The organism is Oscillospiraceae bacterium (assembly GCA_025758045.1).
In the GTDB taxonomy this organism is placed as follows: domain Bacteria; phylum Bacillota; class Clostridia; order Oscillospirales; family Ruminococcaceae; genus Gemmiger.
The window spans coordinates 180065-194514 of record CP107208.1 but is presented as its reverse complement, the minus strand read 5'-3'; the positions used below and the strand labels follow the sequence as shown (position 1 = coordinate 194514).

The 14450-nt window shown below is 61.2% G+C and carries 15 protein-coding genes; 9 read left to right on the top strand and 6 right to left on the bottom strand.

The features are described 5' to 3' along the window. Window positions 1-52: 52 nt before the first annotated feature. On the bottom strand, window positions 53-1249 hold the full coding sequence (locus OGM81_01045) for a patatin-like phospholipase family protein (GenBank protein ID UYJ43769.1): 1197 nt from the start codon (window positions 1247-1249) through the stop codon (window positions 53-55). A 176-nt stretch (window positions 1250-1425) separates the two neighbouring features. Between OGM81_01045 and OGM81_01040 the strand changes: the two genes are divergently transcribed. Next, window positions 1426-2358, top strand: a complete 933-nt coding sequence (locus tag OGM81_01040) for a sugar phosphate nucleotidyltransferase (GenBank protein ID UYJ43768.1) — start codon at window positions 1426-1428, stop codon at window positions 2356-2358. Window positions 2359-2418: 60 nt separating this feature from the next. On the opposite strand, the gene OGM81_01035 is transcribed toward OGM81_01040, so the two are convergent. Genes OGM81_01035 through prmA form a run of 3 tightly spaced genes read right to left on the bottom strand, consistent with a single transcriptional unit; the run spans window position 2419 to window position 4369 of the window. Continuing rightward, window positions 2419-2649 carry a hypothetical protein gene (locus OGM81_01035; GenBank protein ID UYJ43767.1) on the bottom strand — a complete coding sequence of 77 codons (231 nt, stop codon included), beginning with the start codon at window positions 2647-2649 and terminating at the stop codon, window positions 2419-2421. Between the two features lie 55 nt (window positions 2650-2704). Then, window positions 2705-3436 carry a 16S rRNA (uracil(1498)-N(3))-methyltransferase gene (locus OGM81_01030; protein UYJ43766.1) on the bottom strand — a complete coding sequence of 244 codons (732 nt, stop codon included), beginning with the start codon at window positions 3434-3436 and terminating at the stop codon, window positions 2705-2707. 3 nt (window positions 3437-3439) lie between these two features. Then, complete coding sequence (gene prmA / locus OGM81_01025) at window positions 3440-4369, bottom strand: 50S ribosomal protein L11 methyltransferase (protein ID UYJ43765.1); 930 nt, start codon at window positions 4367-4369, stop codon at window positions 3440-3442. Between the two features lie 156 nt (window positions 4370-4525). On the opposite strand from prmA, the gene OGM81_01020 reads away from it, so the two are divergent. The 5 genes from OGM81_01020 to OGM81_01000 all read left to right on the top strand — a co-directional run bounded on the left by OGM81_01020 (window position 4526) and on the right by OGM81_01000 (window position 8411). Then, window positions 4526-5098: a hypothetical protein gene (locus tag OGM81_01020; GenBank protein ID UYJ43764.1), complete on the top strand. Its 573-nt coding sequence runs from the start codon at window positions 4526-4528 to the stop codon at window positions 5096-5098. Window positions 5099-5132: 34 nt separating this feature from the next. After that, window positions 5133-5576 carry a SpoVA/SpoVAEb family sporulation membrane protein gene (locus OGM81_01015; protein UYJ43763.1) on the top strand — a complete coding sequence of 148 codons (444 nt, stop codon included), beginning with the start codon at window positions 5133-5135 and terminating at the stop codon, window positions 5574-5576. Between the two features lies 1 nt (window position 5577). Then, the gene (locus tag OGM81_01010; GenBank protein UYJ43762.1) at window positions 5578-6597 is read left to right on the top strand and encodes a stage V sporulation protein AD; all 1020 of its coding nucleotides are present in this window, start codon (window positions 5578-5580) and stop codon (window positions 6595-6597) included. Then, entirely contained in the window at window positions 6594-6950 is a 357-nt protein-coding gene (gene spoVAE, locus OGM81_01005) for a stage V sporulation protein AE (GenBank protein ID UYJ43761.1), read from the top strand. The genes OGM81_01010 and spoVAE overlap by 4 nt, the downstream gene beginning before the upstream one ends. A gap of 123 nt (window positions 6951-7073) precedes the next feature. After that, window positions 7074-8411, top strand: a complete 1338-nt coding sequence (locus OGM81_01000) for an MATE family efflux transporter (GenBank protein UYJ43760.1) — start codon at window positions 7074-7076, stop codon at window positions 8409-8411. A gap of 99 nt (window positions 8412-8510) precedes the next feature. On the opposite strand, the gene rpsT is transcribed toward OGM81_01000, so the two are convergent. Then, the gene (gene rpsT, locus OGM81_00995) at window positions 8511-8774 is read right to left on the bottom strand and encodes a 30S ribosomal protein S20 (protein ID UYJ43759.1); all 264 of its coding nucleotides are present in this window, start codon (window positions 8772-8774) and stop codon (window positions 8511-8513) included. Between the two features lie 137 nt (window positions 8775-8911). On the opposite strand from rpsT, the gene OGM81_00990 reads away from it, so the two are divergent. The 3 genes from OGM81_00990 to OGM81_00980 all read left to right on the top strand — a co-directional run bounded on the left by OGM81_00990 (window position 8912) and on the right by OGM81_00980 (window position 12512). Beyond that, a complete protein-coding gene (locus tag OGM81_00990; protein ID UYJ43758.1) occupies window positions 8912-10027 on the top strand; it encodes a stage II sporulation protein P in 1116 nt (371 codons plus the stop codon). Between the two features lie 74 nt (window positions 10028-10101). Beyond that, window positions 10102-11487: an asparagine--tRNA ligase gene (gene asnS / locus OGM81_00985; GenBank protein ID UYJ43757.1), complete on the top strand. Its 1386-nt coding sequence runs from the start codon at window positions 10102-10104 to the stop codon at window positions 11485-11487. Further along, on the top strand, window positions 11487-12512 hold the full coding sequence (locus OGM81_00980) for an A/G-specific adenine glycosylase (protein UYJ43756.1): 1026 nt from the start codon (window positions 11487-11489) through the stop codon (window positions 12510-12512). The genes asnS and OGM81_00980 overlap by 1 nt, the downstream gene beginning before the upstream one ends. A 351-nt stretch (window positions 12513-12863) precedes the next feature. Here the strand turns inward: OGM81_00980 and OGM81_00975 are convergent, their stop codons facing one another. Further along, window positions 12864-14210, bottom strand: a complete 1347-nt coding sequence (locus OGM81_00975) for an MATE family efflux transporter (GenBank protein ID UYJ43755.1) — start codon at window positions 14208-14210, stop codon at window positions 12864-12866. Window positions 14211-14450 lie beyond the last annotated feature (240 nt).

The following is a 14450-nucleotide window of genomic DNA, read 5'->3' as shown; positions in this document are numbered from 1 at the left end:
ACCTCCTTGTTTTTTCCGATGCCGCCGCAAAAATGCGCAGCATCGTCCTTTGTTAAAACAGCGGCACATCCGCCAGGGTACGGCTAACCAGCGCCGTTACAAATTCCTCGGGCGCGGCGGCCGCCATGGCTTTCTCAGCCACAAGGCTGCCGTCCTTGCCGTCCAGCAGGGCGGGGAAGCGGTCAGCCGGGTCTTTCTCAAAGCTGCCCATTACTGTAGCAGCCAGCAGCTTGGGGGTGTAGGGCATATCCGCGGGCACGTTCAGGTGCTCGGCGGCCAGCTCCAGCGGGGCCAGTGCAGCCGCGGTGGGGGCACTGGGGTTCGGCGCAAAGGGGGCCGGGTAGTTGGCCAGCTGGCGCGCAGTCTTTTCCACCAGGTCGATAGCCGGGGAGCGGGCGGCGACCTCGGCCAGGCGCAGCTGGTAACGTTCGGCGAAGTTCTTCAAAAAGGCGCTGCTGTCCGGCAGGATGCCGTAGGCTGTGCCGCCCATGCGGTCAAACAGCCGCATCGTATCAAAGTAGCCCAGGGCAATGTTGCGGGCGGCGCGCTCGGGGGCAAAATCCAGCGTGGGGCCTAAATTCCAATGGCTGCGGATGATGCGGGTGGGCAGGCCGGTGGTATTGGGGCGGGTGATGCCCACGCCGTTCACGTCCACGGCCAGCAGTTCCCCGGCGCCCATGGCGGCGGCCAGGTCCAGCGGCATATTGTCGCGCCAGCCGCCGTCGATGTACTTCACGCCGTCGATCTCCCGCGGGCGCAGCGCCGGAAAGCAGGCGCTGGACCCCAGCAGGTAGTCTTTCATCCGGCCTTCGGGGATCTTTTCCACCGGGCACTGCACGCGGCGCATGGTGCCCAGCTCGGTCATCACCAGGCCGAAGCGGATGGGGGAGCGGCGCACCGCGTCCTCATCAATGAGCCGGTCGATGGTCTCGGCCAGCGGCTCCACGTTCAGGCCACCGCTGCGCACCACGTCGAGAAAGAAGTTGTTCAATTCCTCGGGCTTCAGGCTGTCGGGCACTTCCAGCACGTCATGGATCTCCAGCCTGCGCCAAAGGTCCTCGGCCTCCTTGCTTTTTCCCATTGTAAACAGGCAGCCGTTCAGTGCACCGACGCTGGCACCCGTGATAATATCCGGCGTCCAGCCCAGCTCTTGCAGCGCCTGCCACACACCCACCTGGTAGCTGCCTTTGGCACCGCCGCCGGCCAGCACAAGGGCCCGCTGCGGGCCGGGTTTTCGTGTTTGCTGCATGGTAACTTCCTCCCATTACTCTATGGCCTTATTATAGCATCTTCTGCCCTGCACTGCCATAGGGAAGCACCAAACATTTTGCCGAAGCTGCCCGGTTTTGCCCCGGGGGTTGCACCCGCCGCCAAAAGAGTGTATCATAGAAGCCGGAATGATTTTGTATAAAGGAGGTTTTTCCCATGCGCGAAAAACCGATTCTTGTCATTATGGCTGCCGGTATGGGCAGCCGCTACGGCGGGCTGAAGCAGATCGACCCGGTCGGCCCCAGCGGGGAGGCCATCATCGACTACAGCCTGTACGATGCCCGCCGCGCCGGGTTCGAGACCGTCGTCTTTATCATCAAGCACGAGATTGAGGAGCCGTTCAAGGCCGCCGTGGGTGCCCGCGCTTTGCAGGCCGGGTTTGAGGTGCGCTATGCCTACCAGCAGCTGGACTGCCTACCAGAAGGCTTTACCGTGCCCGATGGCCGCGTGAAGCCCTGGGGCACTGCCCATGCCATCCTGACTGCCGAGCAGGCCATCGGCAGCGCACCGTTTGCGGTCATCAACGCCGACGACTACTACGGCCCGCAAGGCTTTAAGCTGGTGTACGACTACCTGAGCAGCCACGCCGACGGCGACCGCTATGCGTGGAGCATGGTGGGCTTTTTGCTGGGCAACACGGTCAGCGCCAACGGCAGTGTCAGCCGCGGCGTCTGCGTGACCGATGAGAACAGCAACCTGGTCAGCGTGACCGAGCGCACCTGCATCGAGCCTTACGACGGCGGCATCCACTATACCGAGGATGGCGGTGCCAACTGGACCGACCTGCCCGCCGACACGGTCGTCTCGATGAATCTGTGGGGCTTCACCCCCGGTTACGTGGCCGAGGCCAAGGCCGGGTTTGTGGCCTTTTTGAAGGAGAACCTGCCGGTGAACCCGCTGAAATGCGAGTACTACTTACCCAGCGTGGTGACCGCCGCTTTGCAGCGCGGCGATGCCGACGTACATGTACTAACCAGCCCCGACAAGTGGCACGGCATCACCTACCGCGAGGACAAGCCCGAACTGGTAGCCGCCCTGCGCCGGATGAGCAAGGACGGGCTGTACCCTAAAGATAAGCTGTTTGGGTGATTATTACCTATATTGCCTATATAACGCGCAAGCCCCCGGCCGATGGCCGGGGGCTTGCTTTTATTTCAGCTTCTTTTTTACCATGTACATCGCCGCCAGCAGCACGGCAGCGGCAATGGCCGTAAGGATGCCATACATCACAATGGAGGTATACCACGGTGCGGAGGTCAGCGCGTACAGGCCGGGACGGGCGTGGTAGTCCCAGCAGGTATAGATCGTAGAGCCTAGAAACGCGCCGATCACACACCAGAAAACCGCTTTCAGAACGGTGTACAGCTTTTTCTTGTCCATAGCGTTCTCCTTTGTTTCACGCGTGCGGCGGCAGAAGAATAGTATGGGGTGCCGCTTATTCCAGGTTGCCGGTCAGCAGCATGGCGGCGGTCAGGGCGGTGAGGGGAGCGGTCTCGCACCGCAGGATGCGGGGGCCTAAGCCCACCGTGACAGCCCCGGCGGCCTTGGCGGCCTCGGCTTCTTCTACCGAGAAGCCGCCCTCGCTGCCCGTGACGATGGCAATTTTCTTGGCGCAGCCGGGCCGCAGCACGGTACGCAGGGGAGCGCCGCCGCCCTCATAGAAAAACAGTGCCAGGTCGTAATCTTCCTGCAAGGCATCGCAGACGGCGGCAAAGTTCAGCAGCGGCATGGACACATGGGGCAGCATGGCGCGGCCCGCCTGCTTGGCGGCCTCGGCGGCGATACGGTTGTAGCGTTCGTTTTTGGCGTCCTCTTTTTTCGGCGTAGCTACGCAGTAACGGCTGAAAAACGGGACGATTTCCGTTACGCCCAGCTCGACGCTGTGGCGGATGACTTCCTCCAGCTTGCCCTGCTTGGGGTAGCCCGCAAACAGCGTCACGGCCGCGTCCGGCTCGGCCTTGCTGGTGGTGCCCTTTGTCACGGTGAACTCCACCCGGCCGGACTGGATGGCGGTAACGGTGCCCAGGTACTCCAGCCCGTCGGGGCCGCAAAGCACCACTTCCTCACCCAGTTTGGCGCGCATAACATCCGCCAGGTGGTGGGCGTCACTGCCGGTCAGCGCGGCACGGCCGGCGGCCAGTTCATTGGTAAAATAACGGTGGGGCATGGTTTACGCCTCTTTCTCGTCAGACTTTTTGCAGATAATGCAGACCCAGCCGCGCTTCTCCTTGACCTCGATGGGGGTCAGGCCGGCAGCTTTCAGGCCGGTGAGCACCTCGTCCCTGCGCTCGTCAATGATGCCGCTGGCGATAAAGCGGGCGCCGGGGGCCATCAGCACGGGCACGTGGGGTGCCAGCGAGAGGATCGCCGCGGCTACGATGTTCGCGGTGATGATGTTGTACTCACCGCTGGCCTGGTCGGACAGGTCGCCCACCAGCACAGTGAACTTGTCGGCCACGCCGTTGCGCTGGGCGTTCTCGCCCGCGGTGCGCACGCACATGGGGTCGATGTCCACGCCCTCGGCCACCTCAGCGCCCAGTTTCAGCGCGGCAATGGCCAGAATGCCGGAGCCGGTGCCGATGTCCAGCACGCGCTCACCGCCCTTGACCAGGCTGTCCAGCGTTTCCAGGCAGAGGGAGGTGGTCTCATGGGTGCCGGTGCCAAAGGCCATGCCGGGGTCCATGACGATCTTGATGCGGTCGGTGTCGTAGTCCTCCCAGCCGGGCACGATGGCCAGGCGCTCGCCAATATCCATGGCGTGGTAGAACTTTTTCCAGCCGTTCTGCCAATCTTCCTGCTCCACGCCGGTGGTGTTGAGCTGGTAGTCGATGCCGCTGTTTTTCAGGCGCTCCTCAAACAGGGGCAGCACTTCGGCGGGGTTTTCATCGGGGGCCAGGTACATGTGTACGATGACCACGTCCCGGGGTTTGTCCAGCAGTTCCTGCTCGATCAGGTCTACATGGGCGATCTCCCACGCCTGCTGTTCCAGGTCGCTGTAATCCTCAATATAAATGCCGCCGTTGGCTACCATGGTGGCGATAGCCTCGGCCGTATCGGCGTCGCGCTTGGCAACGGTAATGCTGATGTCGGTCCATTCCATAAGAAAGAGCCTCCTATATTCTATGTTTCACTTCTGTAGGGGGCGATGCCCGCATCGCCCTGCGGGCGGATGCAAGCATCCGCCCCTACTTGCACGTATGCTTGTTTGTATTATACAAGATTTCGCGTTGTAATTCAATCAGAAAGGGGTACGGATATGCGAATTCGTCTGTTGGATGCTGCCGGGGCCAGGCAATTGTATGAGAGCCGCATGGCGCGGGACTTTCCGCCGGGGGAGCTGAAGCCCTTTGCGGCGATGGAAGAACTGCTGGCCGTCGGCCTGTATGAACCGCTGACCTTTACCGATGACGCCGGGGCCGTGCTGGCCTACGCCTGGCAGGTGGTACTGCCGGGGCAGCAGGCCGGGCTGGTGGATTACTTTGCCGTGCGCAGCGACCTGCGGGGCAGCGGCATCGGCACCCGGGCGCTGCACCTGCTGCAGGCCCACTACGCACCCCGGCTGGCCGCACTGCTGTTGGAGTGCGAGCACCCCGCCGAAGCCCCGGATGCGGCCATTGCCCGGCGGCGCATCGGGTTTTACCTGCGGGCCGGGGCACGGGCTACGGCGCTGGAAAGCCGGGTGTTCGGTGAGCGGTACAGCATTTTGCAGCTGCCCTGCGGCGAGACACTGTTGACTGACGGCACGTTAAATACCGCGCTGCAAACCCTGTACAGCCGCATGGTGCCCCAGCCTTATTACCGCGGCAGCGTAATATTTTACGGCAATTAAGCCCATACTACCCCCGAAAGGGAGTGGAAACGGGATGAAACTGGACCCCAAAGAGTATGATAAAATGGTACGCCGTGCCTCGCCCCCATCGCCCGTTGTGCAGGACTGCCTGTGGGCGTTTTTTGTGGGCGGGGCCATCTGCCTGCTGGGTGAAGCACTGCGCCAGCTGTTTTTACTTTGGTACGACAAAACGATGGCCGGTATGCTGACAAGCATTGCGCTCATATTTTTATCGGCGCTGGCCACCCTGCCGGGGTGGTACCAAAAACTGGCAGCCAAGGCGGGCGCGGGCACGCTGGTGCCCATCACCGGGTTCGCCAACTCTGTCGTCAGCCCGGCCATTGAGTTCAAGGCCGAGGGCTGGGTCACCGGCGTGGGGGCCAAAATTTTTACCATCGCGGGGCCGGTCATTGCCTTTGGCACGCTGGCGTCCTTTGTGTGGGGCGTGGTGTACTGGCTGGTGGGAAAGGTGGGCTGATATGCCGAAACGACGCAAGGATGTCATCCTTTTTGATGCACCGCCGGTGATCTCTGCCTGGGGCAGCGCGGGCGGCAAAAAGGAGGGTGAAGGCCCACTGGCCTCGGCCTTTGACTACCTGACCCAGGACGCCGCCTTTGCCGATGAAAACTGCGCCAACTGGGAGCAGGCCGAAGGCATGCTGCAGCAAAAAGCCGCGGGCATCTGCCTGCGCAAGGCGGGCATTGCGGCCAAGGATGTAGACCTGACCTTTGCGGGCGACCTGCAGGCCCAGTGCACAGCCAGCAACTATACGCTGCGCACGCTGGCCACCCCCTTTGCGGGGCTGTATGGGGCGTGCTCTACCATGACCGAGGCACTTTGTCTGGGGGCCGCCTTTGCGGCTGCCGGGTTGGGGCGGCAGATATTGGCCATGACCAGCAGCCACTTTTGCGCGGCAGAGCGGCAGTTCCGCACGCCGCTGGAGTACGGCGCCAAGCGCACCCCCACGGCCCAGTGGACCGCCACGGCGGCGGGGGCCTGCCTGCTGCGGGGGCCGGGGCAGGGGGGCGTGCAGATTTTGTCCGCCACCTTTGGCCGGGTGCAGGATTACGGCGTGACCGACATCAACAACATGGGCGCCGCCATGATGCCCGCAGCCGCCAGCACGCTGCTGCGCTATTTTGACGCCACCGGCGCGGCCCCTGCGGATTTTGATGCCATCTTTACCGGCGATCTGGGCCAGGTGGGCAGCGATCTGCTATGCGAGCAGATGGAGAAAGAGGGCGTGCCCCTGCCCAACCACTACGATTGCGGCTGTCTGCTGTACGATGTGGACAGCCAGAACGTGCAGGCGGGCGGCAGCGGGGCCGGGTGCAGTGCCGCCGTGCTGTGTGCCTGGGTGCTGCCCCGGCTGTTTGACGGGCGGTTCAAGCGGGTGCTGTTCTTATCCACCGGCGCACTGATGAGCCAGACGACCTTTTTGCAGGGCGAGACCATCCCCGGCATCGCCCACTGCGTGGAGTTGGGGGGACTTGTATGAACTATGTTTGGGCGTTCGTGGTGGGCGGCGCGATCTGCGTCATCGGCCAGCTGTTTATTGATTATACCAAGCTGACTCCGGCGCGCATCCTGACCGGCTACGTGGTGGCGGGCGTAGTGTTAAGCGCCGTGGGCGTGTACAAGCCCCTGGCCGAGTTCGCCGGGGCCGGGGCCAGTGTGCCGCTGCTGGGGTTCGGGCATCTGCTGGCGCAAGGCGTGGTGCAGGCCGTGGATCGGTGCGGTCTGCCGGGTGCCTTTACCGGCGGGCTGACCGCTGCCGCCGGGGGGATTGCTGCCAGTTTGATTTTTGCCGTGGCGGCGGCGCTGGTGGGAAAGAGCAGGGACCAGAATTAAATTTTGCCGTTATAGGCGCTCTGCCGGGCAGGCAGGGCGCTTTCCTTAATAAAATTCGCTTTTTATGCAGCTTTGTGGTATACTGGAAAAAGTGTATTTATAGGAAAAGAGGAACCCACTCCCATGCAAAAGCGACTTACCCAGGGGCCTGTTATGCCCACGATGCTGCGGTTTGCGGTGCCCATGATTTTAGGCGACCTGCTGCAGCAATGCTATAATATCGCTGATACGTTGGTTGTCGGGCGGTTCATCGGCACCAACGCGCTGGCGGCGGTCGGCTCGGCCTTTACGCTGATGACCTTTCTCACGTCCATTTTGCTGGGGCTGGCCATGGGCAGCGGCACGGTGTTTTCCATCAAGTTTGGCCAAAAGGACGACACCGGCCTGCGGGAGGGCGTTTTGGCCGCCTTTGTGCTGCTGGCCATCGTGACCGCCGTGCTGACCGGCGCGGTGTACCTGGGTTTTGAGGGCATTATCTGGTTCCTGCGCCTGCCCGCCGAGATTGCGCCGCTGATGCGCACTTACTTAAAGATCGTGTTTGCCGGGCTGGCGGCGATTTTCCTGTACAACTACTTTGCCTCTCTGCTGCGGGCGCTGGGCAACTCGATGGTACCGCTGCTGTTTCTGGCGCTGTCCGCCGGGCTGAACATCGCGCTGGACCTGTGGTTCGTCTGCGGACTGGGGCGCGGTGTGGGCGGCGCGGCCGAGGCGACGGTCATTGCGCAGTATGTCTCCGGCGTGGGCATTTCCGTGTACACCTGGGTGCGGTTCCCGCTGGTGCGGCAGGCTGCCCACAGCAAGTTCAAGGCCAACCGCATGAAGGAGATCGCCGGGTTCTCGGCGCTGACCTGCATCCAGCAATCCATCATGAACTTAGGGATCTTGGCTGTGCAGGGGTTGGTCAACAGCTTTGGCACGGTGGTCATGGCGGCGTTTGCAGCGGCGGTCAAAATCGACGCCTTTGCCTATCTGCCGGTGCAGGATTTCGGCAATGCGTTCTCCATCTTTATTGCCCAGAACTACGGCGCACAGAAGACTGACCGCATCCACAAGGGGATACGGGGCGCGTTTGCGGCGGCCATCGGGTTCAGCATCGCGGTCAGCGCACTGGTGTTTGTGTTTGCCGCGCTGCTGATGCGCATTTTTATCGACGGCTCGGAGACCGCCGTCATCACCGAGGGCGTACACTACCTGCGCATTGAGGGCGCGTTCTATGCGGGCATCGGCTGTCTGTTCCTGTTCTACGGGCTGTACCGCGCTGTGGGGCGGCCCGGTATGTCGGTGGTGCTGACGGTGGTATCCCTGGGCACCCGCGTGGTGCTGGCCTATGCGCTGTCCGCCATCCCGGCAATCGGGGTGACAGGCATCTGGTGGAGCGTGCCCATCGGCTGGTTTTTGGCCGACGCCGTGGGCGGGGTGTATTACTGGATGAAGAAGAAAGCGCTGTTTGAGATGAAATGATGACATAAAGATTCGCTCTGAAGGCACAATCCACTACAAACTCCATATACAAATGAAAATGCCCGTCGATTTCTCGGCGGGCATTGTTCATGCGATCAATTACTGAGCGGCCTTGTTAGCGCGCTTAGCCAGACGGCTGACCTTACGGGCAGCGGTGTTCTTATGGATGACACCCTTGCTCTTGGCAGAGTCGATAGCAGAGACAGCGGCTTTCATAACAGCGTCCTTATCAGCGGCGTTGCTGACGATGGCAGCGTCTGCCTTCTTGATCACTGTTTTCAGGTTGGACTTGACGACCTTGTTGGCCATGGCCTCCTTCTGAGACTGGACAACACGATCCTTCTGAGACTTAATGTTAGGCATTCGTTCCACCTCCTTGGTTCCCCATAACAGTACAAGTTATCCTACCACATTTTTTTCGGTCTTGCAAGTGTTTTTCAAAAAAAACTTCATGAAAATCGGATTTTTCGCATAAATTGGTTGGGAAAGGGGGTGCCCGCATGGATTTTATGCACCGTGCCGCCGCCTGGCTGGCGGGCGGGGTGGTGTTTGCCGCGTCCTGCGCCTCGGTGCTGGCGGCAGCGGCCTGCCTGCCGGAGCGGGCTATTTTGCAGCATGCCTTGCTGGCCATGCAGTCCCCGGCGGCCGCAGTGGCCTGCGCCCTGCCGCGCCCCGGGCCGCAGCCCATCCCCACAACGGCACCGGTACAGCCTACGCCTGCGCCGGCCCCGGCGCCAACACCCACAGCTTCGCCCACGCCGGAACCAAGCCCTACGCCGCAGCCCAGCACCGCACCGCAAATCGAGGACGCCGGGCTTATCCGGGCCGAGCAGTTCCGCCACGGCAGGGGAGAGGGCAGCATCTCACTTTCGGCGGGCAGCATCCGCAACAGCACCGCCTGCGCCGACGCCGACCTGCGGGCGGCAGTGACCACCGCCAACCTGCCTTTTGCCGTGGAACTAAACAGCGATGAGCCGCAGGTTTTGATCCTGCACACCCACGCCACCGAGACCTACCAGACCTGGCCCGATTTACTATACGACCGCAGTGCTGCCGCCCGTACCCGCAACACCGCGCTGAACATGTGCGCCGTGGGTGCCCGCATGGCCGAGGTGCTGAACGCGGCGGGCATCCACACGCTGCACGACGAAACGCTGCACGATTCCCCCAGCTACACCGAGAGTTACGACCGCAGCCGCGCCACGGCCCAGGAGTATCTGAGGCAGTATCCGTCGATCAAAGTGGTGCTGGACGTCCACCGGGATGCCATCGAGGATGCCGACGGCACGCTGGTCAAGCCGGTGTGCACCATCGACGGCGCAAGCACCGCCCAGGTGATGATCATTGCCGGGTGCGACAACGGCAGCACCATCAACCTGCCCAACTGGCGGCTGAACCTGCGCTTTGCCGCCGCCTGGGAGGAAGCCATGGAGAGCCGCTTTCCCGGCCTGACGCGGCCGGTGTTATGCGGCTACCGGTTTTACAACCAGGATTTGACCACCGGCAGTTTGCTGATCGAGATCGGCGGCCACGGAAATACGCTGGAGGAGGCCCTCCGGGCCGGGGAATTCGCTGCGCTGGCGTTGGCGGAGCTGCTGGGCGGACAGCAGCCGTAAAAATCAGTTCTTTACTTTTCCTGCAACACTAGTTATAATAAATATAATTATTGTTATAGAGGAGAGGAATTTCCATGCAGAGAACGGAACTTGCATCGCTGTACACCGCTACCCCTGCCGATGGTACCAAGGTCACTGTCTGCGGCTGGGCCAAAACTGTGCGCGATTCTAAAAATATCGGCTTTATCTCGCTGTCCGACGGCAGCTGCTATAAGCCCGTCCAGATTGTTTTCCAGGCTGACAAACTGGCCAACTATGCCGAGATCGCCAAGTGCGGCCTGTACACCAGCTTTGAGGTCACCGGCACCCTGGTGCTGACCCCCAACGCCAAGCAGCCCTTTGAGATCAACGCCGACACCATCACCGTGCTGGGTCCCTGCGGTCCCGAGTACCCGCTGCAGAAAAAGAAGATGAGCATGGACTACCTGCGCACCATGACCCATCTGCGCCCCCGCACCAACACCTTCAACGCGGCGTTCCGTGTGCGCGGCCAGGCTGCTTTTGCCCTGCACCAGTTCTTCCATGAGCACGGCTTCACCTACGTACACACCCCCATCTTCACCGGCTCTGACTGCGAAGGTGCCGGCGAGATGTTCCAGGTGACCACCCTCGACCTCAACGACATCCCCCGCAACGAAGAAGGCGGCGTGGACTACACCAAGGACTTCTTCAAGCGTCCCGTCAACCTGACCGTTTCCGGCCAGCTGGAGGCCGAGGCCATGGCCATGGCCCTGGGCAACGTCTACACCTTCGGCCCCACCTTCCGCGCCGAGAAGAGCTACGACACCCGCCATGCGGCCGAGTTCTGGATGATCGAGCCGGAGATGGCTTTTGCCGACCTGAACACCTACCTGGAGACCGCCGAGGCCATGACCCGCTACGTCATCCGCTACCTGCTGGACAACTGCCCCGATGAGCTGGCTTTCTTCAACCAGTTCTTTGACAAGGGCCTGATCGAGCGCCTGGAGCTGGTCGCCGGTTCTGACTTTGCTCGCGTCACCTACACCGACGCCATCGAGCTGCTGAAGAAGAACAACGACAACTTCCAGTATAAAGTCGAGTGGGGCACCGACCTGCAGACCGAGCACGAGCGCTATCTGACCGAGCAGATCTTCAAGAAGCCGGTCTTTGTCACCGACTACCCGAAGGAGATCAAGGCCTTCTACATGCGCCAGAACGAGGACGGCAAGACCGTGGCCGCCGCTGATATGCTGGTGCCCGGCATCGGCGAGCTGATCGGCGGCTCCCAGCGCGAGGAGCGCCTCGACGTACTGACCGCCCGCATCAAAGAGCTGGGCATGGACCCCGCTGACTACGATTGGTACCTCGACCTGCGCCGCTTCGGCAGTGTGAAGCATGCCGGCTACGGCCTGGGCTTTGAGCGTCTGCTGATGTATGTCACCGGCATCCCCAACATCCGCGATGTCATCCCGTTCCCCCGTACCTGCGGTGGTTTTTAATGCAGCCCATTGCTGCACCGCTGCTGCAATGGTTTCAGGCTAATAAAAGGCTCCTGCCGTTTCGGCAGGAGCCTTCTGCCTACCATATCTGGGTCAGCGAGATCATGCTCCAACAGACCCGCGTAGCCGCGGCCATCCCGTATTACAACCGCTTTATCGCGGCACTGCCCACCCCCGCCGACCTGGCCGTCTGTGAGCCGGACGCCCTGCGCAAGCTGTGGCAGGGGCTTGGGTACTACAACCGCGTCAACAACATGCAAAAGGCCGCCCGCATCGTCTGCGAGCAGTACGGCGGCGACCTGCCCGCCGATTACGACGCCCTGCGCAGCCTGCCCGGCATCGGGGATTACACCGCCGGGGCCATTGCCAGCATTGCCTTTGGCATCCCGGCACCCGCCGTGGACGGCAACGTGCTGCGGGTGTTTGCCCGGCTGTACAACGATGACGCCGACGTGATGACCCCTGCCGCCAAACGGCTGTTTACCCAACGTGTGCTGGACCAGATGCCCAAGGCCACGCCCGGCCCTTACAACGAAGCGCTGATGGAGTTAGGGGCGCTGGTGTGCATCCCCGGCACGCCCCACTGCGAGGCCTGCCCGCTGGCCGACCGCTGCTTAGGGTACGCCGCCGGCAGGGCAGGGGAGCTGCCGGTAAAGCCCGCCCCCAAGGCCAAGACGACGGTGCCCGTGACGGTGGCTTTGGTGGAGAGCGACGCAGGGCTGCTTTTGCAGCGCCGCCCTGCCAAGGGGCTGCTGGCCGGTTTGTGGCAGCCCGCCGCCTGGGAAAAGGCACTGACCAAGGACGAGCTGACCGCCGCGCTGGCGAAGCTGGGCGTACAGGCCACGTTGACCGAGCCGCTGCCGCCCGCGAAGCATGTGTTCACCCACCGGGTGTGGCAGCTTTCCGGCTGGCGCGGACGAGCCGATGCCTGCGCACTGCCGGACGGTTTCGTCTGGGCCGCCCCCGAACAATTGGCCGAGGTGTACCCCGTGCCCAACGCGTTTGGGGCATATGTAAAACGGTAATAAAACAGAAAGGCTCCCTCGTATTGAGGGAGCTTTTTGCAGTTATATGCCTACTATAAATTCACTATCCTATTTCGCTTATTTATCCTATTTATCATTACTATCATTTTCATTACTATCATTACTATCCTTTCCATCTTTACCCATCACATCCCTCCTAAGCATCATAAGTATCCTATTGTAACTTATGTTATATTATATAATAATTCTATATGATGCGGGATAGGATGGTTGTGATGGGTAGGATGGATAGGATAGTTTGGATAGTAAGGATAATATGGATAATAAGCAAACTATGCTGGTGATGATGCAAATGATGATAATGATGAAAATGATAGTGATGATAGTAGTTTACGCTGCTTTCCCTCCAAAGGTGCCTTTGCGTTTCAGCAGCAGGTAGGCTGTCAGGCAGATGAGCACCGACAGCAGCGAGCCGACCGCCGTGGCAAGGCCCATGGGCAGCAGGTTGTCCGGGAACAGCTTGGACATGAAATAGGCCCCCGGCACACGCACCAGCACGATGGCCAAAATGTTATGCAGGAACGAAAGCTCGCTGCGGCCGTAAGCGCAGAAATACCCGCTGAAGCTGAAATGGATACCCGCAAAGAAGCAGTCCCAGATATACCCGCGCAGATACCAGCCGCCCGCCGCAGCCACAGCCGCGTCGCTGGTAAACAGAGCCACGGCATTGGGGGCGATAAACTGCACCAGCACACCCACGATAGCCCCAAAGGCCAGCGAAATGCCGATGGCGTAGTACAGTGTCCCGGCGGTACGGTCGTGCTTTCCTGCGCCCACGTTCTGGGCCCCCAGCGCCGACACCGTGGACAGCATCGAGGACGGCACCAGGAAGATGAAGCTGATGATCTTCTCCACGATGCCCACAGCGGCGGCGTCCGTCAGGCCGCGCCGGTTGGCAATGACCGTGATGAGTAAAAACGAGATTTGGATAAGTCCGTCCTGCAAGGCCACCGGCACGCCGATGCGCAGGATGCGGCCAATGACGTTTTTCTGCGGCTGCAGGTCACTTTTGTACAGCCGGATGCCGCTTTTGCGCCGCAGAATGACCGCCAGCGAGACGACAACGCTGATACCCTGGGCCAGCATGGTACCCAGCGCCGCACCGGCGGGGCCCATGTGCAGTGCCCCCATAAACAGGTAGTCCAGCCCGATGTTGGCCGCGCAGGCCACCGCGATAAAGTACATCGGGCTGCGGGAATCGCCCAGTCCGCGGAAGATGGACGCAATAATATTGTACGCCGTAATACAGGGGATGCCGATGAAGCAGATGGTTAGGTAAGCCGCCGCGCCGGGCACAGCCTCGGCCGGGGTGGACATCATGCTTAAAATCGGCTGCACCAGCGCCGTCAGCACTGCGGCCATAGCCACCGACACCGCCAGAAACAGCATGACCGCGTTGCCGATGACCGCGCCTGCGCCCCGGTCATCGTGGGCGCCCACTGCCCGGCCGATGCCCACGGTAACACCCATGGCCAGCCCCACCAGCATGACCGTGATCATGTGCATGATCTGGCTGCCGATGGACACCGCCGTGATGCTGGCTGTGCCCTCAAACTGGCCAATGATGAACAGGTCTGCCATGCCGTACAGCGTTTGCAAAAAATACGACAGCAGGTAGGGCAGCGAGAAATAAAGCACATTTTTGAATACACTGCCGGTGGTCAGGTCTTTTTGCATAGATTTTCAATCCTTTGTAAGTATAATATATCATACGTGGGTCCAAGCGGATGCTTGAAAAGGCCCCCTGGGAGGGGGCTCCGCCGATAGGCGGTGGGGGGAGAGAGCCTACGATTTAGCAGGCAATATAGGAATTGTCTCTCCCTCCGGCCCTTCGGGCCACCTCCCTCACAGAGGGAGGCTTTCAACAATCTACTATAGTAAAGTAAACCCCATTTTCCCACGAATGTCAAGTCAGCT